This is a genomic window from Pseudaquabacterium pictum, assembly GCF_005403045.1.
GTDB lineage: Bacteria > Pseudomonadota > Gammaproteobacteria > Burkholderiales > Burkholderiaceae_C > Pseudaquabacterium > Pseudaquabacterium pictum.
Map to the genome: position 1 here is coordinate 33902 of NZ_BJCL01000012.1, position 23443 is coordinate 57344.

Annotated in this window: 20 protein-coding genes; 16 read left to right on the forward strand and 4 right to left on the reverse strand. The window is 70.9% G+C overall.

Annotated features, from left to right (window positions below):
* Nucleotides 1-7: 7 nt before the first annotated feature.
* Together flgM and flgA are read right to left on the reverse strand one after the other, a co-directional pair.
* The gene (flgM, locus tag FFT10_RS19820) at nucleotides 8-310 is read right to left on the reverse strand and encodes a flagellar biosynthesis anti-sigma factor FlgM (protein WP_137734603.1); all 303 of its coding nucleotides are present in this window, start codon (nucleotides 308-310) and stop codon (nucleotides 8-10) included.
* A gap of 145 nt (nucleotides 311-455) precedes the next feature.
* A complete protein-coding gene (gene flgA / locus FFT10_RS19825; RefSeq protein WP_228027198.1) occupies nucleotides 456-1331 on the reverse strand; it encodes a flagellar basal body P-ring formation chaperone FlgA in 876 nt (291 codons plus the stop codon).
* A gap of 76 nt (nucleotides 1332-1407) precedes the next feature.
* Between flgA and flgB the strand changes: the two genes are divergently transcribed.
* The 14 genes from flgB to FFT10_RS19895 all read left to right on the forward strand — a co-directional run bounded on the left by flgB (nucleotide 1408) and on the right by FFT10_RS19895 (nucleotide 17606).
* Nucleotides 1408-1827: a flagellar basal body rod protein FlgB gene (flgB, locus tag FFT10_RS19830; protein ID WP_137734604.1), complete on the forward strand. Its 420-nt coding sequence runs from the start codon at nucleotides 1408-1410 to the stop codon at nucleotides 1825-1827.
* A 37-nt stretch (nucleotides 1828-1864) separates the two neighbouring features.
* The gene (flgC, locus tag FFT10_RS19835; protein ID WP_137734605.1) at nucleotides 1865-2272 is read left to right on the forward strand and encodes a flagellar basal body rod protein FlgC; all 408 of its coding nucleotides are present in this window, start codon (nucleotides 1865-1867) and stop codon (nucleotides 2270-2272) included.
* A gap of 28 nt (nucleotides 2273-2300) precedes the next feature.
* Entirely contained in the window at nucleotides 2301-2978 is a 678-nt protein-coding gene (locus tag FFT10_RS19840; protein WP_137734606.1) for a flagellar hook assembly protein FlgD, read from the forward strand.
* 76 nt (nucleotides 2979-3054) lie between these two features.
* Entirely contained in the window at nucleotides 3055-4338 is a 1284-nt protein-coding gene (gene flgE / locus FFT10_RS19845) for a flagellar hook protein FlgE (RefSeq protein WP_137734607.1), read from the forward strand.
* Between the two features lie 20 nt (nucleotides 4339-4358).
* Complete coding sequence (locus FFT10_RS19850; protein WP_137734608.1) at nucleotides 4359-5087, forward strand: flagellar basal body rod protein FlgF; 729 nt, start codon at nucleotides 4359-4361, stop codon at nucleotides 5085-5087.
* 115 nt (nucleotides 5088-5202) lie between these two features.
* Nucleotides 5203-5988: a flagellar basal-body rod protein FlgG gene (gene flgG / locus FFT10_RS19855; RefSeq protein WP_137734609.1), complete on the forward strand. Its 786-nt coding sequence runs from the start codon at nucleotides 5203-5205 to the stop codon at nucleotides 5986-5988.
* Nucleotides 5985-6707 carry a flagellar basal body L-ring protein FlgH gene (locus tag FFT10_RS19860; RefSeq protein ID WP_137734610.1) on the forward strand — a complete coding sequence of 241 codons (723 nt, stop codon included), beginning with the start codon at nucleotides 5985-5987 and terminating at the stop codon, nucleotides 6705-6707. The genes flgG and FFT10_RS19860 overlap by 4 nt, the downstream gene beginning before the upstream one ends.
* A 10-nt stretch (nucleotides 6708-6717) precedes the next feature.
* Entirely contained in the window at nucleotides 6718-7866 is a 1149-nt protein-coding gene (locus FFT10_RS19865; protein ID WP_137734611.1) for a flagellar basal body P-ring protein FlgI, read from the forward strand.
* A 2-nt stretch (nucleotides 7867-7868) separates the two neighbouring features.
* Nucleotides 7869-8762: a flagellar assembly peptidoglycan hydrolase FlgJ gene (gene flgJ, locus FFT10_RS19870; RefSeq protein WP_228027199.1), complete on the forward strand. Its 894-nt coding sequence runs from the start codon at nucleotides 7869-7871 to the stop codon at nucleotides 8760-8762.
* Between the two features lie 28 nt (nucleotides 8763-8790).
* On the forward strand, nucleotides 8791-10710 hold the full coding sequence (gene flgK, locus FFT10_RS19875; RefSeq protein WP_137734612.1) for a flagellar hook-associated protein FlgK: 1920 nt from the start codon (nucleotides 8791-8793) through the stop codon (nucleotides 10708-10710).
* Nucleotides 10711-10729: 19 nt separating this feature from the next.
* Entirely contained in the window at nucleotides 10730-11926 is a 1197-nt protein-coding gene (gene flgL, locus FFT10_RS19880) for a flagellar hook-associated protein FlgL (protein WP_137734613.1), read from the forward strand.
* Between the two features lie 43 nt (nucleotides 11927-11969).
* Nucleotides 11970-13169: an EAL and HDOD domain-containing protein gene (locus FFT10_RS19885; RefSeq protein WP_137734614.1), complete on the forward strand. Its 1200-nt coding sequence runs from the start codon at nucleotides 11970-11972 to the stop codon at nucleotides 13167-13169.
* Between the two features lie 47 nt (nucleotides 13170-13216).
* The gene (locus FFT10_RS19890; protein ID WP_137734615.1) at nucleotides 13217-16954 is read left to right on the forward strand and encodes a PAS domain S-box protein; all 3738 of its coding nucleotides are present in this window, start codon (nucleotides 13217-13219) and stop codon (nucleotides 16952-16954) included.
* A 49-nt stretch (nucleotides 16955-17003) separates the two neighbouring features.
* On the forward strand, nucleotides 17004-17606 hold the full coding sequence (locus FFT10_RS19895; RefSeq protein WP_137734616.1) for a response regulator: 603 nt from the start codon (nucleotides 17004-17006) through the stop codon (nucleotides 17604-17606).
* Here the strand turns inward: FFT10_RS19895 and FFT10_RS19900 are convergent, their stop codons facing one another.
* Together FFT10_RS19900 and FFT10_RS19905 are read right to left on the reverse strand one after the other, a co-directional pair.
* Entirely contained in the window at nucleotides 17607-18632 is a 1026-nt protein-coding gene (locus tag FFT10_RS19900) for an alpha/beta hydrolase (protein WP_137734617.1), read from the reverse strand. It lies immediately after the preceding gene.
* 52 nt (nucleotides 18633-18684) lie between these two features.
* Entirely contained in the window at nucleotides 18685-20307 is a 1623-nt protein-coding gene (locus tag FFT10_RS19905; protein ID WP_154694094.1) for a sensor histidine kinase, read from the reverse strand.
* Between the two features lie 327 nt (nucleotides 20308-20634).
* Between FFT10_RS19905 and FFT10_RS19915 the strand changes: the two genes are divergently transcribed.
* A complete protein-coding gene (locus FFT10_RS19915) occupies nucleotides 20635-21111 on the forward strand; it encodes an Hpt domain-containing protein (protein WP_137734620.1) in 477 nt (158 codons plus the stop codon).
* A gap of 12 nt (nucleotides 21112-21123) precedes the next feature.
* Nucleotides 21124-23376, forward strand: coding sequence for a two-component system response regulator (locus FFT10_RS19920; RefSeq protein ID WP_137734621.1), 2253 nt, complete (start codon nucleotides 21124-21126; stop codon nucleotides 23374-23376).
* Nucleotides 23377-23443: the final 67 nt, after the last annotated feature.

The window sequence follows — 23443 nt, forward strand, 5'->3', positions numbered from 1 at the left end:
GCCAGGTTCAGCGCTTGCCCACCGCGCCCAGCAACTCCTGGGCGTTGGCGATGAGCTTGTCGGCGATGGCGTCGGCGTTGACGCTGAACTTGCCGTCGCGGATGGCTTCGGAGATGCGCTGCACCTTGTCGGCATCGAACACACCTTCCTGGCTGCCTGCGGCCAGCTGCGACACCGTGGGCGACAGTGCCACCTGGGCACTGGGCTCCACGCCGCTGCCGGCCGCTGGCGCCGGCGTTGCCGCCGGGCCGGGCTTGCGTTCGTTGACGGCCGGTGTGGCCGCATTGTTTTCGAGATGACCGATCTTCATGATGGACTCCAGCAGAGTGGGCCTGAGTACCCGACCCTGAGACATGTTCGGGGTATCGGCGCCGGCTGCGCGGACTTTAGGGCCTGCGCACCGAAATTCATTGTGTCCCCTTGTTCAAGGGGGGTCCATCGGTGGCACGGCCGTGTCACAGCGCCACCTCCACCCGGCGCACGGCCGTGGCCGTGCCGGTGACGATGCGGCCGCTGTCGGTGCGCACCCGGGCGTTCTGGCCTTCCAGCCCCGGGCCCATGGCCTGGCCCTCGCTGCTGATGGCATAGCCCGCGCCGACGGCGACGATGCGCACGGTGTCGCCGGCGGCGAACAGCTGCCGCGCCCGCAGATCGCCCCGGCGCAGGGCCTCGCCGCCGGCCAGACCGCGTTGCAGTGTGCGGCCCACGGCCAGGTCGACCTGGCCGATGGCCGGATCGGGCCGCTCGGCCAGGTCCACCTCGGCGGTGTGCAGGTGCCGGGCCTCCAGCAGGGTGCCGGCCGGCAGTGCGCCGTTGGCCACCAGTGACGGTGCCCACAGCCGCACGGTGACCGGCACGAAGACATTCCAGCGTGTCGTGCCCTGGGCGCAGCGCAGGCCGAGCCGGCTGCGGCCCAGTGGCCGCACGCCATTGGGAAGGTAGGGCACGACCTGGCTGCAGGGCGCCAGCTTCAGCTGCGCCGGCAGGTTGCCCACCGCCACCTCCACCCTCGGCGCGGGCGTGGCCTGGCCCCACAGCACCAGCGCGGCATCCTGCGCCATGCGCTGCAGTTCCACCCGCAGCGCCTCGCTCAGCGGGCTCTCGGCCGGGGCAACGGGCGCCCCTTGCGCCCCTTGCGCCCCTTGCGCCCCTTGCGCCTGCGCGCCCGCAGCCAGCACAAGCGCCAGCAGCGCGGCGGCGGCCGGCGCGGCACGGCGCAGCCGGGGCAGGGGATGGAGTGGCGGGCAGTTGAGCACGGCGTGATCTTGCAGCCACTGCGCGCTGCCCATGGGCCGGAAATGCCCGGTCTTGCCGTCGTTGTTCCCGCTCATGTTGGCGACTTGGCTGCCCACAATCGCCACGACCCGAACCCCTGGCCGATGTGCCAGCCTTCACAAGGGGCCGTGCATGCAGAACCGATTGACCCAAGCGCTCGACTTCCAGTCCCAGGCCCTGGTGCTGCGGGCCGAGCGCCAGCGGCTGATCGCCAGCAACATCGCCAACAGCGACACGCCCGGCTACCAGGCCCGCGAGATGGACTTCGCCAAGGCGCTGCGCCAGGCCACCGGCACCCGCGAGGCCGGCAGCCAGCCGCTGGCCCTGGCCACCACCCAAGCCGGCCACGAGGCCGCCACCGTGAACCTGCTCGGTGACAACGGTCTGCTGTACGCGCGCCACAGCCAGGATGCCATCGACCGCAACACCGTTGACATGGACCGCGAGCGCGCCAGCTTCACCGACAACACGGTGAAGTACGAGGCCACGCTGCGCTTCATCAACGGCAGCGTGCGCTCCCTGCTCGACGCCATGAAGAGCCACAACCAATGACCCCGGCCGGATTCGCCGGTGGACAAGGAGAACTGTCATGAGCATGTTGAGGATCTTCGACGTGTCGGGCAGCGCCGCCAGTGCGCAGACCCAGCGCCTGAACGTGGTGGCCAGCAACGTGGCCAATGCCGACACCGTGGCCGGGCCCGACGGCCAGGCCTACAAGGCGCGGCATGTGGTGTTCCAGTCGCTGCTGATGGGCGAGGCCACCTCCACCGGCGTGCAGGTCAGCCAGGTGGTCGAGAGCGACAAGGAAGGCCGCAAGGTGCACGACCCCAACAACCAGGCCGCCGACGCCCAGGGTTACGTCACCTACAGCAACGTGAACCCGATCGAGGAGATGGTGGACATGATCTCCGCCTCGCGCTCGTACCAGAACAACGTGGAGGTGATGAACACCGCCAAAGGCCTGCTGTTGAAGACGCTGCAGCTGGGCCAGTCGTGATGCACTACCCCCACTCCAGGAGCACTGCATGAGCACCGTCAGTTCCACCGGCAGCAATGCCTTCCTCGACAGCCTGAGCGGCAGCAGCACCGCGGCCAAGGCCGTCAGCGAGGGTGCGGCCACCGCCAAGGAGGCCAGCGAGCGCTTCCTGAAGCTGCTGGTCACCCAGTTGCAGAACCAGGATCCGATGAACCCGGTGGACAACGCGCAGATGACCTCGCAGATGGCGCAGATCAGCACCGTCAGCGGCATCGAGAAGCTCAACACCACGGTCGAGCGGCTGAACGGCCAGTTCGTGCAGATGCAGGCGGTGCAGGGCGCCGGACTGGTCGGCAAGGATGTGCTGATCCAGGGCGACCGGCTGTCGGTGGTCGATGGCACGCCGCAGGCCACCTTCGAGATCGGCAGCCCTGCCAGCCGGGTGAAGCTGGAGGTGCTGAGCCCGGCTGGCCGACTGGTCGACACCATCAACCTGGCCACCACCGCCGCCGGCCGGCACGATGTGCCATGGGCCGCCGGCAAGGACCTGCCCGACGTGGCCAGCTACCGCTTCCGCGTCAGCGCGGCCACCGGCTCGACGCCGATCGACGCGGTGTCGCTCACCCGCGACAGGGTCGACGCGGTCAACACCGGCGGCAGCTCGCTGACGGTGGAGCTGGAGCGCGCCGGCCGCGTGCCCTACAACCAGATCACGGCGCTGGACTGAACCCGGCCACGCCAACGTTTCCCCACCCGGGCGGCTGCCACGGCCGGCCCGGCTCCGTGTCCCCAGGAGAGAGTCCATGAGTTTCCAGCAAGGTGTATCCGGCCTGACCGCCTCGGCCCGCAATCTCGAGGTGATCGGCAACAACGTGGCCAATGCCAGCACCGTGGGCGCCAAGGTTGCGCGCGCGGAGTTCGCCGATGTCTATGCACGCGCCATCTCCGGCGGTGCCAGCTCCATCGGTCTGGGCGTCAGCCAGACGGCGGTGACGCAGCAGTTCTCCCAGGGCAGCTTCAAGTCCACCGACGGCCCGCTGGACATGGCCATCAACGGCGGCGGCTTCTTCCAGTTGAAGGACCTGAGCGGCAACAGCCAGTTCACCCGCAACGGCCAGTTCAAGGTCGACCGCGACGGCTTCATCACCAACACCCAGGGCGCCCGCCTGCTGGGCTACCCGGCCAACGACCAGGGCGTGCTGGTGCCCGGCCAGGCCCAGCCCCTGGTGCTGCCCACCGCCGGCATCAAGCCCAGCGTGACCACCGCCGTGACGCTGGAGCTGAACCTGGATGCACGGGCGTCGAGCCTGTACGACGAGACCGTCACGCCGCTGATCGACTTCAACGACGCCAAGACCTACAACAACGCCACGTCGGTCAACGTCTACGACAGCAAGGGCCAGGAAGTCTCGCTGACCTACTACTTCCAGAAAGCGGCCGCCGACACCTGGAACGTCTATGCCGCGGCCAACGGCGCGGTGGTCAACCCCGACGGCGAAGGCCTGCCGCAGCCGATCAGCACCATCACCTTCCCGCCCAACGGCACGGCGCCGATCAACCTGGAGGACGACACCCTGCCGCTGGCGCCGATCGCGTTCGACGTGCCGGCGACCAGCAACTTCCAGGGCGCGGTGACCGAGCCCATCCCCGGCGTGGAACTGGACATGTCGACGCTGACCCAGTACGGCGCCATCTTCGGCGTCACCAACGTCACCCAGGACGGCTTCCCGCCCGGCCAGCTCAACGCCATCAAGATCCAGCCCAACGGCATCGTGCTGGCCACCTATTCCAGCGGCCAGAGCACGCCGGTGGGCCAGGTGGAACTGGTCACCTTCCGCAACGTGCAGGGCCTGCAGCCCCTGGGTGGCAATGTGTGGGGCGCCACCTTTGAATCCGGTGATGCGGTGCCGGGCACGCCGGGCAGCGGCAACCTGGGCGTGCTGCAGGCCGGCGTGGTGGAGGAGAGCAACGTCGACCTCACCCAGGAGCTGGTGGCCATGATGGTGGCCCAGCGCATCTACCAGGCCAACGCGCAGACCATCAAGACGCAGGACTCGGTGCTGCAGACCCTGGTCAACCTGCGCTGATCCTGAACGGCTGACCCACCATGGACCGCGTGATCTACCTGGCCATGGCCGGGGCCAAGGCCAACATGCAGCGGCAGGACGTGCTGGCCAACAACCTGGCCAATGCGTCTACCACCGGCTTCCGCGCCGAGATGATGGCCTTCCGTGCCGTGCCGGTGCTGGGCGACGGCGCCAGCACGCGGGTCTATGCCATCGAGACCACGCCCGGCTACAACCCGGCGCCCGGCCCGGTGGCGGCCACCGGCCGCAACCTGGACGTGGCGATGAAGGGCAATGCCTGGCTGGCGGTGCAGTCGGCCGACGGCACCGAGGCCTACACCCGCGGCGGCGCGCTGGACGTCAACACCGAGGGCGTGCTGGTCACCCGCGGCGGCCTGCCGGTGGTGGGCGACGGTGGGCCGATCACCATCCCGCCGAATGCGCGGGTGCTGATCGGCGGCGATGGCACGGTGACGGCCACCGTGGGCACCGGCGCGCCGCAGGGCGTGGGCCGCATCAAGCTGGTGACGCCCGAGGCGCCGATGGTGCGCGGCACCGATGGTCTGTTCCGCGCTGCCGAGGGGGACGACCTGCCGGCCGATGCCACGGCCGGCCTGCAGACCGAGGCGCTGGAGGGCAGCAATGTCAGCCCGGTCGAATCGATGGTGGCGATGATCTCGGCCGCGCGCCAGTTCGAGCAGCAGATGAAGATGCTGCAGACCGCGCAGGAGCGCGAGCAGTCGGCCACGCGCCTGTTGTCCGGCAGCTGACCGCCAGCCTCCGCCCACCCGAGAGAAGCACCGCCCGCGCGGTGCTTTTTGCTTGTTGGGCGGCCTCAAGTTGCCGCGATCATCGTCCACGAGACCAGGCAACCGAAGGCGCCGCATGATCCGATCACTCTGGATATCGAAGACCGGGATGGAAGCCCAGCAGACCGCGCTGGACGCCATCTCCAACAACCTGGCCAACACCGCCACCACCGGCTACAAGCGCAGCCACGCGGTGTTCGAGGACCTGATGTACCAGAACCTGCGCCAGGTGGGTGCCAACAACGCCGAGCAGGCGCAGCTGCCCACCGGCCTGCAGCTGGGCCTGGGCGTCAAGCCCGTCGGCACGGCGCGCAACTTCGCCCAGGGCAACCTGCAGCAGACCGGCGGCGCCTACGACCTGGCGGTGCTGGGCCACGGCTTCTTCCAGGTGACCATGCCCGACGGCACCACCGGCTACACCCGCGACGGCAGCTTCAAGACCAACGCCCAGGGCCAGCTGGTGACCAACGGCGGATACCTGCTGCAGCCGGGCATCACCATCCCGGTGAATGCGCTGTCGATCAACGTCACCAAGGACGGCATCGTCGAGGTGACCACGGCGGCCAACCAGACCGCGCCCACCCAGCTGGGCCAGATCCAGCTGGCCGGCTTCGTCAACCCCGGGGGCCTGGAGCCGCGCGGCGAGAACCTGTATGCCGAGAGCGCCGCGTCCGGCGCGCCGCAGGCCGGCGCGCCCGATGCCGGCGGGTTGGGCTCCATCGCCTACGGCAGCCTGGAGACCAGCAACGTCAACGTGGTCGAGGAGCTGGTGACGATGATCCAGACGCAGCGTGCCTACGAGATGAATTCCAAGGCCGTGCAGACCTCCGATCAGATGCTGCAGAAATTGTCCCAGCTATGAGTCGCCTGACCGTGTTGTCACCACGCATGCTGCTGGCGGCTGGCCTGCTGGCGCTGTTGTCCGGCTGTGCCGGATGGAGCGAGCGCATCCAGCAGGTGCCGGTGGTCGATCTGGTGCAGCCCAGTGCGGCGATGCCGGTGGCCGAGCCGCTGGCGCCGCAGGGCAGCGAGCCGCCGGTGCTGACCGGCTCGATCTTCCAGGCCGACCGCTACCGGCCGTTGTTCGAGAACCACCGCGCCCGCATCGTCGGCGACACGCTGCAGATCACCATCACCGAGAAGGTCAGCGCGGTGCAGAAGAGCACCAGCAGCGTCAACCGCAAGAGCGCGGTGGATGCCGGCGTCAGCGCGCTGCCGTTCCTCAAGAGCAGTGCGCTCACCCGCGCCAGCGCCACCGGCAACGGCAACAGCGAGTTCTCGGGCAACGGCACCACCGAGAACAGCAACGACTTCTCCGGCGTGATCACCGCCACCGTGGTGCAGGTGCTGCCCAACGGCCACCTGGTCGTCTCGGCCGAGAAGCAGATCGGCGTCAATGCCAATGTCGACGTGCTGCGCTTCTCCGGCCAGGTCGATCCGCGGGCCATCGCCCCGGGCAACACCATCGCCAGCACCCAGATCGCCAACGTGCGGGTGATGCAGCGCGGCCGCGGCCAGGCTGCCGAAGCCCAGTCCATCGGCTGGCTGGGCCGCTTCTTCCTGAACGTGCTTCCCATCTGACGCTTCTGCCATGCGCCCGCGCCTCAAGCCCATCAAATCCAACCCCGACCGCCTGCTGCGCCTGGTGGTGCTGGTCAGCCTGTTCGCCGCCAGCGCGGCCGTGTGGTGGCCGGTGCAGGCCGCGCGGCTGAAGGAGGTGGCCAAGGTGCAGGGCGTGCGGCCCAACCAGCTCACCGGCTTCGGCCTGGTGTTCGGGCTGGATGGCACCGGCGACCAGTCCACCCAGGCGCCGTTCACGCCCCAGGCGCTGGCCGCCTTCCTGCAGCAGAACGGCATCACCCTGCCGCCGGGCATGACCATGCAGCCGCGCAACCTGGCGGCGGTGGTGGTCACCGCCGAGCTGCCGCCGTTTGCCCAGCCCGGCCAGCGCATCGATGTCAACGTGTCGTCGGCCGGCAATGCCAAGAGCCTGCGCGGCGGCCTGCTGCTGCAGACGGCGCTGAAAGGTGTCGACGGCCAGATCTATGCCATCGCCCAGGGCAACCTGATCGTCGGCGGCGCTGGTGCGTCGGCTGGTGGCGCCAAGGTGCAGATCAACCACCTGGCCGCCGGCCGCGTGCCCGAGGGCGCCACGGTGGAGCGCAGCGTGCCGATGTCGGTGGGCCACAACGGTCTGCTGCAGCTCGACCTGCAGAGCAACGACTTCGCCACCGCCCGCGCGGTGGCCGATGCCATCAACGGCGCCAAGGGCCCGGGCACGGCCCAGGCCATCGATGGCCGGGTGGTGCGGGTGCGCATGCCGGCCCAGCCGGCCGAGCATGTGGCCTTCGTGGCCGATCTGGAGAACCTCGAGGTCGGCCTGCAGCGGCCGTCGGCACGGGTGGTGATCAATGCCCGCACCGGCTCGGTGGTGATGAACGAGGCGGTCACGCTGGGCAGCTGTGCGGTGGCGCATGGCTCGCTCACCGTCACCGTCAATTCCACGCCCCAGGTCAGCCAGCCCAATGCGCTAGCCGGCGGGCAGACGGTGCAGTCGGAGAAGAACGACATCGCCATCACCCAGCAGGGCGGCCAGCTGATGCACCTGCCGGCAGGCGCCAAGCTGGCCGATGTGGTGCGGGCGCTCAACACCCTGGGTGCCACGCCGCAGGACCTGCACGCCATCCTGCAGGCGATGAAGACCGCAGGCGCACTCAATGCCGAGATCGAGGTGATCTGACCATGGGAACCCTGTCGAACATGTCGCTGCAGTCGCCCAGCGCGTCCGACGTCAAGCTGGCCAGCGATGGCCGCACGCTCGACGGCCTGAAGCGCGATGCGACCGGCAACCCCAAGGGCGCCGCCAGGGAGGCGGCCAAGCAGTTCGAGTCGCTGTTCATGGGCGAGCTGCTCAAGAGCATGCGCGCGGCCACCGAGACCAGCGGCCTGATGGACAACCCCGGCACCAAGCTGGGCACCGAGATGCTGGACGCCCAGCTGGCGGCCAAGTCCGCCGGCCGCCCGGGCAGCCTGTCCGAGGTGATCGAGAAGCAGCTGGAACGCCAGATGGGCCTGGTGCCAGGCCCCATCCCCAGCACCCGCCGCGCCAACGAGAGCCTGCCGACGGTGCAGGAGACGACCGCCGCGCCCAAGGTGCCCGAGAAGAGCGCCGCCGGCTTCGTGCGCCAGCACACCGCGGCGGCCGAGAGCGCGGCCAGCGAGACCGGCATCCCGGCGCCCTTCATGCTGGCCCAGGCGGCGCTGGAGACCGGCTGGGGCAAACGCGAGATCATCGGCCGCGATGGCACCAACAGCCACAACCTGTTCGGCATCAAGGCCGGCGGCAGCTGGAACGGCCCCACGGTGGAGGTGACCACCACCGAGTACATCGGCGGCCAGCCGCGCAAGATGATCCAGAAGTTCCGTGCCTATGCGAACGAGGCCGAGTCCTTCGCCGACTATGCCCGCCTGATGAAGGAGAGCCCGCGCTACGCCAAGGTGGTCGAACGCGCCGCCGATGCCAAGGCCTTCGCCATGGGCCTGCAGAAGGCCGGCTACGCCACCGATCCGCTGTATGGCCAGAAGCTCGGTCAGGTGATCAACACCACCCTCCGCTTGCAGCGGGACATGGCCTGAGCCTCCGCATGCGCAGGGCTGAGCCGGCATGACCACCACTTCCTTGCTGTCGCTGGGCAGCTCGGCGCTGTACGCCGCCAATGCCCAGCTGCTGACCACCAGCAACAACATCGCCAATGCCAACACGCCGGGCTATTCACGCCAGTCGGTGGAGCTGGCCACGGCGGGCAGCGCCTACAACGGCTCGGGCTACTTCGGCCGCGGTGTCACCGTGTCCACCGTCACCCGCGCGGCCAACATGTTCCTCAGCCAGCAGGCCGTGGCCACCGGCTCGGCCGCGGCCGCCGATGGTGTGCGCCGCGACATGCTGCAGCAGCTGGAGAAGGTGTTCGCCGGTGGCGAGGCCGGCCTGGGCCACGCCGCCACGCAGATCTTCAATGCCTTTGCCGACGTGGCGGCCAACCCGTCGGACCTGGCCGCGCGCCAGGCGGTGCTGGGCCGGCTGGAGGACTTTGCCTCGCTGGTGCGCTCGTCGTCCGACCAGATCGAGGCGTTGCAGGCCAACCTGGTGCATGACGTGCAGGGCGGCCTGTCCGAGGTGAACACCCTGGCCAGGGAAATGGCCAGTCTGAACCTGTCGATCGCCGCCGCCACCAACCGCGGCCATTCGCCCAACGAGCTGCTGGACCAGCGCGATGAACTGGTGCGCCGCATCGGCGCACAGATGCAGGTGCAGACGGTGCTGGCGCCCGACCAGACGATGGCGGTCTACGTCGGCAGCGGCCAGACCCTGGTGCTGGGCGGTGCGTCGTTCAAGCTGGTGCCCCAGGCCGACACGCACGACTCCAGCCGCATCGGCGTGGCCATCGACATCAACGGCCAGCTGACCCAGCTGCCCACCGAGGCCATCGGCGAGGGCCAGGTGGCCGGGCTGCTGCGCTTCCAGCGCGACGACCTGGCGGAGGCGCGCAGCCGCCTGGGCCAGCTGGTGTCCGGCCTGGGCCTGGCGCTGAACGACCAGCAGGCCCTGGGCCTGGACCTGAGCGGCCAGCCCGGCAGCCCGCTGTTCAGGATCCAGGGTCCGCAGGTGCTGCCGGCCGGCACCAATGCCCGCGATGGCGGCGGCGGCTTCGTGGCCGATGTCGGCATCAGCATCGCCGACCCCAGCGCGCTGGTGGCCAGCGAGTACCTGCTGGAGCCCGACCCCGCCAGTGACGGCCAGTACACCCTGACCCGCCTGGTCGACGGCAAGGTGTTCCCGCCGCTGTACAACGGCGACACCGTCGACGGCTTCGCCCTGGCCATCGGCGACAACGCGCCGGCGGCGGGTGAATCCTTCCTGCTCAAGCCGGTGTCCAATGCCGCCGCGGGCATCACCGTGGTGCTGAAGAACCCGCGCGGCCTGGCAGCCGCCAACCCGCTGACCGGCGTGGTCAACCCGGCCAACACCGGCACCGCCACCATCGCCGCGCTGACGGTGGAAGCACCGCCGGCCGCCGGCTACCAGCCGCTGACGCTGCGCTTCACCGACGACGCCGGCAACTACGAGCTGCTGGACGCAGACAGCACCCCGCTGGCCACCGGCACCCACACGGCCGGCGTGCCCATCCGCCACGATGGGGTGGCGCTGTCGCTCAACGGCCTGCCGCGCAGCGGCGACCGCATCAGCCTGTCGCCCACCAGCCACCCGGCGGCCAGCAACGGCAACGCACTGCGTTTCGACAACCTGGCCAACCGCGGCCTGATCGACGGCGTGACCGTCGGTGACGCCTATGCCAACGTGCTGGCCGACGTGGGCGTGCGGGTGCAGGGTGCGGTGGCCTCGGCCGACAACACCGCCACCGTGGCGGCCCGCGCCCGCGCCGAGCTGAGCACCGATGTCGGCGTCAACCTCGACGAGGAAGCCGCCCGGCTGATCCAGTTCCAGCAGAGCTACCAGGCGGCAGCCAAGATGCTGCAGACCGCGCAGACCCTGTTCGACGCACTCCTCGCGAGCGTGTCGCGCTGATTCCACCCGAGGCTGACCCATGCGAGTCTCCACCGCCAACCGCTATGAAGCGGCCGTCGACACCCTGCAGCAGCGCCAGCGCGACATGGCCGAGGCGCAGACGGCCATGACCAACGGCAAGCGCATCAACAAGCCCAGCGACGACCCGACCGGCGCCGCCCGCGCCGAGCGCGCCTACCTGAGCGGCCAGCGCATCGCCAGCGAGCAGCGCTCGGTCGACGCCAGCCGCAGTGCGATGACGCTGGCCGAAGCGGCGCTGGGCCAGGCCGGCGAGCTGATGCAGACCGCCCGCGAGACCCTGGTGGCCGCCGGCAACGGCAGCTACAGCCCGTCGGAGCGCCAGGCCCAGGCCAACGCGCTGAGCAACCTGCGCAGCCAGCTGCTGGCGCTGGCCAACCAGGGCAACGGCGCCGGCGGTTTCCTGTTCGGCGGGCAGGGCGCCACCACCGTGCCCTTCCTCGACACGCCGGCCGGCGTGGTGCCCGGTGCGGCCGGCGGCCAGTCGCTGCTGTCGTCCACCGAGCTGATGCCCAGCACCGTCGACGGCCAGGCCATCTGGCTGTCGGCGCGCAGCGGCAACGGCGTGTTCACCACTGCCGCCAACCCGGCCAACACCGGGACGGGTTGGATCGACGCCGGCACCGTCAGCGACCCCGCGGCCATCACCGGCGGCAGCTACGAGGTCGAGGTGGTCGACAACGCCGGCGTGCTCAGCATCAGCGTGCTGAACGGCGGCAGCGCCACCGCCATCGACAACCAGCCCTACCGGGCCGGCCAGGCCATCACCGTCGACGGCATGACCCTGCACCTGAAGGGCACGCCGGTGGTGGGCGACCGCTTCAGCATCACGCCCTCGCAGCCCGACCTGGATGTCTTCGCCGCGCTGGACCGCAGCATCGCCATCCTGAAGGACCCGACGACCAACAGCGGCCAGATCGCCCAGGCCGTCAACAGCGGCCTGCGCGACATGGATGCGGTGATGGGCCACATGCAGGCCGCCCGCGCCGAGGCCGGCGCCATGCTCAACCGGCTGGACGCGCTGGATGGCCGCAACCAGGACCGCGCGCTGTGGGCCAAGACGGTGCAGGCCGATGCCGAGGACCTGGACATGCTGCAGGCCATCAGCAACTTCCAGAACCAGCAGACCGGCTACCAGGCGGCGCTGCAGAGCTACGCGATGGTGCAGCGCATGTCGCTGTTCGACTACGTCAAGTGATCTCCAGGTGCTTGGCAACGCCTCACGCGCACACAATCCCCCGATGACCGACCTCTCCGTGCTGGGCCAGGTGGCCCTGGGTTATTCGCCGATGATCGACCGCCACAAGGCGATCACCGCGCTGCGACTGACCGTGTTCCCGATCCGCCCGGAGGCCAAGCCCGAGGTGCCGGCGCTGCTGGAGGCGCTGGCCGCCGCCTGGCCCGATGCGGCGCACCGGGTGTCGCTGAACATCGTCGGCGAGATGCTGCTCGATGCCGTGCTGCGCACCGACCTGCCGCTGAACATGATGCTGGAGGTGCCGGCCTTCATGGCCAGCGACCTGGCCTGCACCGATGCGCTGGCCGCGCTGCACACCCGCGGCAACACCCTGCTGATCAAGGGCCGGCCGCTGCAGCCGCTGCCGCGCGAGGTGCTGCCGTGCTTTGCCTATTCCATCATCGACCTGGCCGACGAGCGCCGCGACGGCATGCCGCCACCCGGCGGCGTGTCGCGCAACATCCCGCATGTGCAGGCCGGCGTGCAGACCAATGCGCAGATGGCCGACGCCTTCGGCCGCGGCGCCATCGCGGTGCTGGGCTGGCCGATCGACGACCCCGCGCCGCCGCGCCCGGGCAGCAGCCGCGGTGCCCAGCCCGAGCTGAGCGCCATCGTCGAGCTGATCAACCGGGTCGACCGCCAGGAGAGCGCCGACCGGCTGGAAGCGGTGATGAAGAACGACCCGACCATGGCGTTCAAGCTGATGCGCTACATCAACTCGCCGGCCTTCGGGCTGGCCGTGGAGGTGACCAGTTTCCGCCACGCCATCATGCTGCTGGGCTACCAGCGCCTCAAGCGCTGGCTGGCCCTGCTGCTGGCCGCCGGCAGCCGCGATGCCAGCATGAAGCCGGTGATCTACGCCGCCGTGCGCCGCGGCCTGCTGATGGAAGAGCTGGGCCGCGACAGCGGCTGCGACGACGAGCGCCGCGGCGAGCTGTTCATCTGCGGCGTGTTCTCGCTGCTCGACCGGCTGATGCACCAGCCGTTTGCCGAGCTGCTCAAGGGCATCCCCACCACCGAGGCGGTGCGCGACGCCCTGCTGCACCAGACCGGCCCGCACCAGCCCTACCTCAGCCTGGTGCTGGCCATCGAGGCCGCGTCGCTGCTGGACATCCGCGAGGCCAGCGATGCGCTGATGATGACGCCCCAGGCCGTCAACCAGGCCGTGCTGCGGGCGCTGGTGGCTGCCCGCCAGCTCGACTGACCGACCCGCCGGCCGGGAGCGGCCCACCCGGCCGCTAAACTGGGCCGATGTCCCTGCTGCCGCGCGCTGCCACGCTGCCGTCCAACGCCCAGCTGTCGGCCCTGCTCGATGGCGTGGACGACACCCTGCTGCTGCTGCTCGACCAGCGCCAGCGCGTCAGCTACCGCAATCCGGCGGCACAACGCCTGCTGGGCTGCGAGGCCGGCCAGCCGCTGGACCAGGCCCTGGCCTGGCTGGATGCCGATGCCCGCCGGGCCCTGACGCAGGCCCTGACCCAGCCGCAGCCGGCCACGCCGCTGGACATCCGCCTCACCGATGGCCCGCTGCGCGGCGCCCGTCTGCCGCTGACGCTGACGCGTGCCGGTGGTGGTGGCTGGGCCCTGCGCGCCCCGGCCGTGCTGCCGCCGCCACCGCAGCCGCCGCTGGCCGCCGGCACCACCAGCGAGCTGGTGCGCCTGCTCTGGGATGCCCCCCAGCCACTGACGGTGCAGGACCGCCGCTTCGTCATCGTGGCGGCCAACCGCGCCTACTTCGACGCGGTGGGCCGCAGCCCGGAGCAGGTGCTGGGCCATGATCCGCTGGGCTACGTCGGCAGCGAGGACCATGCCGACGTGCACCAGTCGCGCCAGGACTGGCTGGCCGCGCTGCAGGCCGGCCGCCAGCCCGAGCGCCAGGTGGAGCGGCGGATCGTCGACGCCCAGGGCCGGCTGCGCTTCTTCCGCTTTGCGCCGCGCTGGGTCAGTGCCGACGATGGCGCACCGCTGCTGCTGGCCATCCTGCAGGATGTGACGCTGGAGCACCAGGCGCGCGATGCCGCCGCCCAGTCGGGCCATGAGCTGGACCAGTGGTTCGACCTGAGCCCGGTGGGCATGCTGGTCTACGACAGCCATGGCCAGGTGCTGCGCAGCAATGGCGCCTTCGCCGCGCTGGCCGGCCCGGTGCCGGCGCAGCTGCCCGACGCGCCGGCCGACCTGTGCCAGCTGCTGGCCTGGGCCGATGGCGGGCCGCAGGCGGCGCTGCAGCCTGGCGCCGCGCCGCTCGAAACCCTGGGCACCCTGGCCCTGGCCGACGGCCGCCGCCTCCGCCTGCGCGCGCGCCTGCGGGCCTTTGCCGGCGCCCAAGGCGGCCAGCGGGTGATGGCGGTGGTGGAAGACCGCAGCCTGGAGGACGAGCACGACCTGGCCCAGCTGGAGATCGGCGCACTGATGGACACCGCCAGCGTCGGCGTGGCCACCTACGAGGCCTCGCGCGGCTGGCTGCAGACCCGGCCGGTGCGCAGCAGTGCCGGTGGTGGCGGCACACCGTCGGGCGGTGCACCGGCCGGCCTGGCGGCCGGCCTGCAGTCGATCGGTCGCGACCAGGTCGAACCCGGCTCGCGCGAGGAGTTCGAGCGCCTGCAGCGGGCGCTGCGCGAGGGCCAGCGGGCCCAGGTGCGCTATGCGGTGCAGGTGCCCGACCTGGGCATCCGCTGGCTGCTCACCCGCGTCGAGCCCGGTGAGCTGACCGGCGGCCGCGCCGCGCTGTCGGTGGTGACGCTGGACATCACCGAGCAGGAGGAAGCCCACCGCCGCAGCGCCCAGCTGCTGCGCGAACTCTCGGGCATCCTGGACGGCACCAGCGCCGGCATCGCCTACCTGCGCGGCGACCGCCTGGTGCGCTGCAACCGCAGCTTCGAGGCCATGCTGGGCCTGCGCCCCGGCCGGGCCGTCGGGGCGCCGCCGGCCGACTGGTTGGCCGACCAGCCGGCCGTGCAGGCCCTGCTGGCCCGGGCGCTGGCCGACGAGCCCGGCGATGCGCCACCCGAGCGCCGCCACGAGACCGAGTTCTCCCGCCCGGGCCCCGGCGGCCAGCCGGTGTGGTATGCGCTGTCGGCCAGCCGGGCGCCGGCCGGCGGCGTGCCCGAGCTGGTGGTGGTGCTCACCGATGTCTCGCGGCTGAAGGCGCAGCAGGCCGAGCTGGAGGCGCTGGCCCGCGAGCGCGAGCTGATGTTCAGCCTGAGCGACGTCGGCCTGGCCTACCTGCGCGGCACCACCATCGAGCGTGCCAACGAGGCCCTGGCCCGGCTGACCGGCTATGCCGTGGGCGAGCTGCTGGGCATGCACCTGGCCGTGCTGGCCGTCGACGCGCAGGACCATGACCAGCTCTGGCAGCAGCAGCGCCTGGCGCTGACTTCGGCCGGGCGCTGGCAGGGTGAACGGCGGCTGCGCCGGCGTGACGGCCGGGCGCTGTGGGTGCAGGTGAGCAAGCGGCTGGTCGACGAGGCCCAGCCCGAGGCCGGCATGATCTGCAGCTATGTCGACGTGGACGAGCGCCGCCGTGCCCGCGAGGCGGTGCAGCTGCAGGCCGAGCGCACCCGCGCCATCCTCGATTCGGTGCTGGTGGGCATCGTCACCGTGGGCGATGGCGGCATCGAATGGATGAACCGTTCGGCCCGGCGCATGTTCGGCGGCGAGCTGGCCGACTTCGTCGGCGAGCCCATCGCCATCGTCGCCACCGCCGATCCCGACCACCCGCTGCGCGCCACCCACTACCGCCAGCACCTGGCCGACGGCCAGGCCGAAACCTTCGAATGCCGGCTGCGCGGGCGCGACGGCCGCGAATTCTGGGTGGTCGGCAATGCCGTGGTCACCGGCCGCGGTGCGGATGGCGGGCTGCCCGGCGCCGATGCGGCCCGCGGCAGCGGCAGCCAGATCACCTTTGCGCTGCTGGACATCGAACGCCGCCGCCAGGCCGAGGTCAGCATCGCCCAGGCGCAGGATTCGCTGCAGCGCATCATCGACACCGCGCCGCTGGCCATCGCGCTGTTCGACGCTGCCAGCGGCGCGGTGCTGCGGCTCAACCAGATGGCGGCGATGTTCTTCGACCGGCCGGTGGAGGCGGTGCTGGGCCGCCGGCCCGAGGACTGGTTCAGCCCCGACGATGCCGCCGCCTTGCGCGACGACCTGCAGGCCGCCCAGCAGCAGACCGACGTGCTGCGCCGCGAGCTGCCGCGCCCGGTGCGCGCCGGCAGCACACCCGGTGCGGTGGAGACGCGGATGTGGGACGTGCGCATCGTCTCGCTGCAGACCGGCCCTGCCGGCCAGGCCGGCGCGGCCGAGGCCCAGCTGCTGCTGGTGGCCAGCGACGTGACCGAGCAGCGCGCCGCCGAGCAGGCCCGCTTCGACGCCGCGGTGTCGCAGCGCGAGATGCTGGTCAAGGAAGTGCACCACCGCATCAAGAACAACCTGCAGGGTGTGGCCGGCCTGCTGCAGCAGACGGCGGCGCGCCGGCCCGAGGTGGCGGCGCTGATCAGCGAGGCGGTGGGCCAGGTGCAGGCCATCGCCCAGGTGCACGGCCTGCAGGTGGGGGTGAGCGGCCCGCTGCGCATCCAGCCGCTGGTCGAGGCCATCACCGCCAGTGTGCAGCGCACCTTCGGCCGGCCGATCAGCGTCAGCGTGGAGGGCACGCCGGCGCACCGCTTCGCGCTGCCCGAGGCCGAGTCCATCCCGATCGCGCTGACCGTCAACGAGCTGCTGACCAATGCCATCAAGCACAGCGCGCCCGGCGACATCCGCTGCGTGCTGCACTGCGACGAGGCCCGGCTGGCCATCCAGATCCTGAGCCCCGGCCAGCTGCGGCCCGGCTTCAGCCTGGCCCAGGTGCCGCCGGGCGTCTCCGGCCTGGGCCTGGTGCGGGCGCTGCTGCCGCGGCGCACCGCCACCCTCACGCTCACCCAGCTGGGCGTGCAGGTGGAGGCCAAGGTGGTGCTGGTGCCGCCCAGCATCCACCTGCTGGAGCCGCTGTAGCCCGGCGGGCCACGGCACAATCCACCCCATCCGACGGAAGGCGAGCCGCATGGCCGAGCAAGGCAAGATCCTGGTGGTGGACGACGACCGGCTGGTGCTGGCCACCGTCACCCACGGCCTGGCCCAGGCGGGCTACGACGTCATCGATGCCGACAACGGCGACGAGGCCATTCTGCTGGCGCGCCAGCACAAGCCCGACCTGGCCCTGCTGGACATCCGCATGGAAGGCATGAGCGGCTTCGACGTGGCCGCCTACCTGCGCGACCACCTGCATGTGCCGTTCATGTTCCTGTCGGCCTTTGCCGACGACGACACGGTGCAGAAGGTCAAGGCGCTGGGCGCGGTGGCCTACCTGGTCAAGCCGCTGGACATCGGCCAGATCCTGCCCACGGTGGCCGCGGCGCTGGCCCAGCTGCCGGCACGGGCCGACCGTGCGGCAGCGCCGGCAGCCGCGCCCGCCATGTCCGACAGCGCCGCGGCGCTGGATCTGGTGCCGCTGGCCGTGGGCGTGCTGATGCACCGCTACAGCCTGCAGCGCGCCACCGCGCTGGAGCGGCTGCGCCGCATGGCCGCCGACGAGCAGCGCAGCCTGGCCGACCAGGCCGGGCGGCTGGTCGATGCGGTGGAGCTGCTGTCGCGCGGTCAGGCCTGATCAGGCCTTTTTCAGCCGGTAGGTGCGCAGCTCCGGCAGGTACTTGCGGGTCTTGATGTCGACCGGCGCCTGGCCGGACAGCAGGGCCAGCACATCCTGGCGCACCGTCTCGTTCAGGCAGTAGTAGCCGTGGCCGTCCGGGTCCAGCTTGCGGCTGGTGACCGGTTCGCAGTCGACCACGTTCACCTTGTCGGGCAGGGCGCGGGCATTGCGCGGGCCGGCGGCGCCCAGGCGGTCGGGGTTGCCCTTGGTCACGTCGCTGGTCACCAGGGCCAGGTCGCCGGCGTTGTGGTAGAGGCTCAGCCTGCGGGCCATGTCGGGCAGGGCCTGCAGCTTGTGCTCCAGCTCGAAGGCATCGTCGTCTTCGTCCGGCGCGAACATCAGGATGTGCTCCAGCAGCCGGCGCAGGTTGCCGCCGCTGCCGCCGCGGATCGACTGGAAGGCCCAGCGCAGCGCGTAGCCGCCCATGCTGTGCGTCATCAGGTGCACGCTCTGGCCGCAGTAGTCTTCGGGCCGGGTGCCGCTGAGGAAGCCGGCCAGCTTCTGCAGGCCGCGGCCCAGGGCCACGCCGGAGGCGCGGGCGTCATCGCGGTCGCTGGCATAGGCCTTGAACGGCAGCATCGACCCATCGGACGGCCAGGTGAACACCAGCCAGGTCATCGGCCGGCCGGCATAGAAGTGCTTGAGCTGGGCGCAGCGCTGCAGCGCCTGCTTGAAGCTGACGTTGAAGCCGTGGATGAAGACCATGCAGTCCTGCTTGTTGACCACCATCTCGGCGCGCATCTCCTCGAACACCTTGCGGCTGCCCAGCACCTGGCCGCTCAGGTCCTTGACCAGGGCCTTGTCGAGGCCGACGTCGAGCTTCTCGGGCGCCACGTCCAGCACGTACTTGTCGAACTTGCTGCCGGTGACCTCGGCGCTGCCGAAGCGCAGGTCGGTCAGGCCGCTGGCGGAGAAGCGGCTGCCGAAGTCGGTGGGCGCGGCGGCCTTGTTCGGATCGCGGTTGGTGGCGAAGTAGATCTTCATCGGGGCTCCTCGTTGTGGTGGGCCCCGAAGCTAGGCGCCAGGACGTGCGGCGTCAATCCTTCAGGCGGAAGTGGAAACGCGCCCCCTGGCCGACGGCGCTTTCGGCCCAGATCTCGCCGCCATGGCGCCGGACGATGCGCCGCACCGAGGCCAGGCCGATGCCGGTGCCCTGGAAGTCGCTGCTGCTGTGCAGGCGCTGGAACACACCGAACAGCCGGTCGGCAAAACGCATGTCGAAGCCGGCGCCGTTGTCGCTGACGACGAAGCCGGGCCGGCCGCTCTGCACCTCGGGCTCGAAGCGCACCACCGCCTGCGCCACCTTGGCGCTGTACTTCCAGGCATTGCCCAGCAGGTTCTCCAGCGCCATGCGCAGCAGCGTCGGGTCGCCCTGGGCCACCATGCCGGGGGCGATGTGCACCGCCACCTGGCGCTCCGGCGCGCTGCGACGCAGCTCGTCCACCACGAAGCCCGCCAGCTGCGACAGGTCCACCGGCTGGCGCACCAGCGGCTGGCTGGACAGGCGCGACAGCGACAGCAGCGCGTCGATCATGTGGTTCATGCGGGCGGCGGCGGCCATCACCCGGTCGATGTGGTCGCGGCCGACCCGGTCGAGCGCCGTGCCGTAGTCTTCCTTGAGGATGCGGCCGAAGCCCTCGACCACCCGGATCGGCGCCCGCAGGTCGTGCGAGATGGTGTAGCTGAAGGCCGCATGCTCGGCGGCCAGTGCCTGGGTGGCGGTGTCGGCCACGGCCGCGGTGGGCGCCAGCGCCAGCAGCAGCTGGCCCTGGCAGGGCGTGTTGGCAGCGGCATCCGCGGGGCTGATCACCTGCAGGCAGGCCTGCCAGCCATCGGCTTCGGCCGTGCCGCCGGGCTGCAGACCCAGCACCTGCTGGCGCAAGCCGTCGGGCAGGGCGGCCAGGGCCTGGTCCCAGGGCAGGGCAGGCGCGTCGGGGCCGTCGGCTGCCGAGGCAGGCAGGCCCAGCAGCTGGCGCGCCGCCGGGCTGGCGCGCTGCAGCTGCCAGCCCTGACCGTCGGCATCCGGCACGGCCAGGCACAGCGCGGCCGGTCCCTGGGTCAGCAGCGCGTCCAGGGCCTGGCGGGCAGCGGCGGCCTGGTCGTCGGCATCGGACGGCCAGGCCACGCCGGTGTAGCCGGCAAAACGGCCGCGGCCGTCCAGCCGTGGCAAGCCGCGCAGACGCCAGCGCCGTGGCGGTGCGCCAGCCACCGCGGGGGCCTGCAGCACCCGCAGCTCGCCCAAGGGTGCCTGGGCCTGCATGCGCGGCTGCAGGCTGTGGGCGGCATCGTCGAATCGCTGCCACAGGCAGTCACCGCTGAAGGCGCCGGCCACCCAGGCCGACGACGGTGCGCCCTGCGGCGGCTGCAGCTTCACCAGCCGGTGGCCGGCATCGGTCTGCCAGCACCACACATCGACCAGCTGGCCCAGCAGCTGGGCCTGCTGGCGGGCCTCGTGCAGGTGGTCCAGCTGGCGCTGGCGGCTCCACAGTGCGCCGGCCAGCAGCGCGGCAGTGGTGGCCAGCAGCAGCGCTAGCGCCAGCAGCCAGCCCGGCAGCAGGCCCTGGCCGGCCAGCAAGCCTGCCAGCAGCGCGGCCAGGCCCAGCAGCGTCGGCATCCAGCCGGTCGACATCCAGGACGGCATCCGCATCAGCGCCGGCATGGCGGTCGCGCGGGCGGCCGGAGGGGGGGGAGTTGCTGGCGAGCGTCGTGGCGCCAGCGGCGCGGGTGCACGACATGTCAAACATTGTACGAAAGCGGCCTTTGCTCCAGCGTCCGGTGGATGCCGCCGCTCAAGACCGCCGCTGGGTGGCCGACAGTGCTGGTGGATCACCGGCACCAGTGGCCGGTCACTGTCGGCATGAACGGTTACATGCGGTCACCTGCTGTTGCACGCGCACCCCACCCGGGGGGCGCGCGGGCGTTTTCCAGCGGCAGGCTGTCAGGCAATCTTGATTGACGCGGCCAGGACGGCGCGCCATGCTCAGCCATGGCTGTCAAGGAGGAATCGTTCGCGCGGACACCCCGTTCCTTTTCAGGGTGCACCCCGATGACTTTGCCATTCACTCCCGCCAACGGACCGCAGGCCAGCCCCGATGGCAGCACCTCCGGAGACACCGTGCTGGATGCCGATGCCCTGGCCAACCTGGCGCAGCTCGATCCCACCGGCGCCAACCGGCTGATGCAGCGGGTGCTGACGACCTACCGCAGCTCGATGGCGCGCCTGCTGGCGCAACTGACACAGGCGCGGGCGCAGCCTGACCCTGCAAGTCAGCGGCTGGTGGCGCACACCCTAAAATCGAGTTCGGCGAGCGTGGGTGCGCTGGTGCTGTCCCAGTTGTGTGGTGATGCCGAGAAGGCATTGCGCGAAGGGCGGCTGGACGATGTGCCCGCCTTGCTGGACCAGTTGGTGGCCGAAGCCGCAAGGGTGGACGCCGCTGTTCTTCAACTCCTCGCCGACACGTAGTTCGCGCCATCGATGACCCTGCCGCACAGCCTGGATGCCGACGACTCGCCTGAGCGGCCGAAGGTATTGCTGGTCGATGACGACGACCTGGCGCTGATGCTGACGGCGGAGGCCCTGCGCGGCCGCGGCTTCGAGATCACCGAGTCCAGCAGCGGTGAGCAGGCGCTGGCCATGCTCAGCGACTGGACCCCCGACATCATCGTGCTCGACGCGGTGATGCCCGGCCTCGACGGCTTCGACACCTGCCGCGAGCTGCGTGAATCGCCCGGCTTCGAGAACATGCCGGTGCTGATGCTGACCGGCCTGGACGACGAGGTCTCGATCAACCGCGCCTACCAGGTCGGCGCCACCGATTTTTTCGTCAAGAGCACGCAGTGGAGCCTGCTGGCCGGCCGCCTGCGCCATGTGCTGCGCTCGGCCCGCACCCGGCAGGAGCTCGAGCGCCACAAGAGCAAGCTGGCCCGTGCCCAGGACCTGGCCCGCATGGGCAGCTTCGACTGGCGCAAGCCCAGTGCCAGCCACCACCCCACCGGCGGTCTGACGCTGGCGCCGGAGACCCTGCGGGTGTTCGGGTTCACCACCCAGGACCGGGTGTCGATGCGCCGCCTGGTGCGCATGGTGCCGTTGCCCGAGCGCCGCGCGATGACCCGGGTGCTGGCCGAGGTGCAGGCGCAGAACACGGTGCTGGCCATCGATGTACCGGTCACCTTGCCCGACGGCCGCATGCGCATCGTGCATGTCGAGGCCGAGCCCGAGTTCAACGAGCATGGCCACGGCATCGGCTACACCGGCATCGTGCAGGACGTGACCGACCGCCGCGTGGCCGAGGACCGCATCCGCCACCTGGCCAACTTCGACGCGCTGACCGGCCTGCCCAACCGCCGCCAGCTGATCTGGCGCACCGAGCGGGCGCTGGACCACGCCCGCCGCCTGGGCCACCTGGCCGCGCTCCTGCTGATCGACCTCGACCGCTTCAAGGTCATCAATGACACCCTGGGCCATGCCTCGGGCGACGAGTTGCTGGTGGAGGTGGCGCGCCGCCTGCGCGGCTGCGTGCGCCACTCCGACCAGGTGATGGACAGCGCGCTGGAATCGGCCGGCGCCCGCAGCCACCGCACGCTGGAGGCGGTGGGCCGGCTGGGCGGCGATGAATTCGTCGCCCTGCTGCCCGAGGTGGCCGACGAGGACGATGCCGAGCGTGTCTCGGCCCGCATCCTGGAGGCGATGCGCGATCCGATCTTCGTCGGCGGCCAGGAGTGCTTCGTCACTGCCAGCGTGGGCATCGCGATGTACCCGCGCGATGGCCAGTCGGTGGCCGACCTGATGCGCAATTCCGACGTGGCGATGTACTCGGTGAAGGATGCCGGGCGCAATGCCAGCGCCGTCTACAGCCCGATGCTGGCCGGCCACGGCCGCAAGAAGCTGGAGCTGGAGAGCGCGCTGCACAAGGCCATCGAGCGCGACGAGCTGGTGCTGCACTACCAGCCCAAGATCGACGTGCGCTCGGCCCGCATGGTCGGCGTCGAGGCGCTGATGCGCTGGCAGCGCGGCAGCGTGCTGGTGCCGCCGGGCGATTTCATCCAGCTGGCCGAGGACACCGGCCTGATCGTGCCGATGAGCGACTGGCTGCTGCGCGAGGCGGCGCGCCAGGTCAAGGAATGGCAGACCAACTTCGGCTTCTCCGACTCCATCGCGGTGAACCTGCCGAACCGGCTGTTCGAGCGCAGCGACCTGGTCGAGAAGATCCACAGCTGCGTCTCGGCCTACGGCGTGCCGCACCGGTCGATCCAGCTCGAGATCACCGAGACGGGGCTGATGAAGGACCTGCAGAACGTCATCCCGTTGCTGCACCGGCTCACCGAGATCGGTGTCGAGATCTCGATCGACGACTTCGGCACCGGCTATTCCAGCCTGGCCTACCTGACCACGCTGCCGATCGCCGAGCTGAAGATCGACATCCAGTTCGTGCGCGATCTGGGCATCACGCCGCAGAGCTCGGCGGTGGTCACCGCCATCATCGCGCTGGCCCGCAGCCTGGGCCTGCGGGTGATCGCCGAGGGCGTGGAGAACCTGCGCCAGATGGAGGTGCTGCACCGGCTGGGCTGCGGCGTGATGCAGGGCTTCCTGTTCAGCCGGCCGATCCCGGCCAACGAGCTGGAAAGCTGGTTGCACCAGACCGTGCTGCCGCGCAAGGCGCCCTGGATCGTGCAGGCCGGCGGCGACCGGCTGGAGCCCCCGCGCAGCACCGGCGGCCGGCGGCCATGAGGCGTTGAGCATCGGCGCGGCTCAAGGCCGCGCCCCGCCGGCCGATGAAGAACCATCCCCGCTGATG

Bases quoted from the DNA above. Each gene is read 5' to 3' on its own strand.
- FFT10_RS19895 (WP_137734616.1), top strand. From the start codon at position 17,004: ATGGCCGAGCAAGGCAAGATCCTGGTGGTGGACGACGACCGGCTGGTG.
- FFT10_RS19900 (WP_137734617.1), bottom strand. From the start codon at position 18,632: ATGAAGATCTACTTCGCCACCAACCGCGATCCGAACAAGGCCGCCGCG.
- flgL (WP_137734613.1), top strand. From the start codon at position 10,730: ATGCGAGTCTCCACCGCCAACCGCTATGAAGCGGCCGTCGACACCCTG.
- flgG (WP_137734609.1), top strand. From the start codon at position 5,203: ATGATCCGATCACTCTGGATATCGAAGACCGGGATGGAAGCCCAGCAG.
- flgE (WP_137734607.1), top strand. From the start codon at position 3,055: ATGAGTTTCCAGCAAGGTGTATCCGGCCTGACCGCCTCGGCCCGCAAT.
- flgA (WP_228027198.1), bottom strand. From the start codon at position 1,331: ATGAGCGGGAACAACGACGGCAAGACCGGGCATTTCCGGCCCATGGGC.
- FFT10_RS19865 (WP_137734611.1), top strand. From the start codon at position 6,718: ATGCGCCCGCGCCTCAAGCCCATCAAATCCAACCCCGACCGCCTGCTG.
- FFT10_RS19905 (WP_154694094.1), bottom strand. From the start codon at position 20,307: ATGCCGGCGCTGATGCGGATGCCGTCCTGGATGTCGACCGGCTGGATG.
- FFT10_RS19890 (WP_137734615.1), top strand. From the start codon at position 13,217: ATGTCCCTGCTGCCGCGCGCTGCCACGCTGCCGTCCAACGCCCAGCTG.
- flgM (WP_137734603.1), bottom strand. From the start codon at position 310: ATGAAGATCGGTCATCTCGAAAACAATGCGGCCACACCGGCCGTCAAC.
- FFT10_RS19840 (WP_137734606.1), top strand. From the start codon at position 2,301: ATGAGCACCGTCAGTTCCACCGGCAGCAATGCCTTCCTCGACAGCCTG.
- flgB (WP_137734604.1), top strand. From the start codon at position 1,408: ATGCAGAACCGATTGACCCAAGCGCTCGACTTCCAGTCCCAGGCCCTG.
- flgK (WP_137734612.1), top strand. From the start codon at position 8,791: ATGACCACCACTTCCTTGCTGTCGCTGGGCAGCTCGGCGCTGTACGCC.
- FFT10_RS19850 (WP_137734608.1), top strand. From the start codon at position 4,359: ATGGACCGCGTGATCTACCTGGCCATGGCCGGGGCCAAGGCCAACATG.
- FFT10_RS19860 (WP_137734610.1), top strand. From the start codon at position 5,985: ATGAGTCGCCTGACCGTGTTGTCACCACGCATGCTGCTGGCGGCTGGC.
- FFT10_RS19885 (WP_137734614.1), top strand. From the start codon at position 11,970: ATGACCGACCTCTCCGTGCTGGGCCAGGTGGCCCTGGGTTATTCGCCG.
- flgJ (WP_228027199.1), top strand. From the start codon at position 7,869: ATGGGAACCCTGTCGAACATGTCGCTGCAGTCGCCCAGCGCGTCCGAC.
- FFT10_RS19915 (WP_137734620.1), top strand. From the start codon at position 20,635: ATGGCTGTCAAGGAGGAATCGTTCGCGCGGACACCCCGTTCCTTTTCA.
- FFT10_RS19920 (WP_137734621.1), top strand. From the start codon at position 21,124: ATGACCCTGCCGCACAGCCTGGATGCCGACGACTCGCCTGAGCGGCCG.
- flgC (WP_137734605.1), top strand. From the start codon at position 1,865: ATGAGCATGTTGAGGATCTTCGACGTGTCGGGCAGCGCCGCCAGTGCG.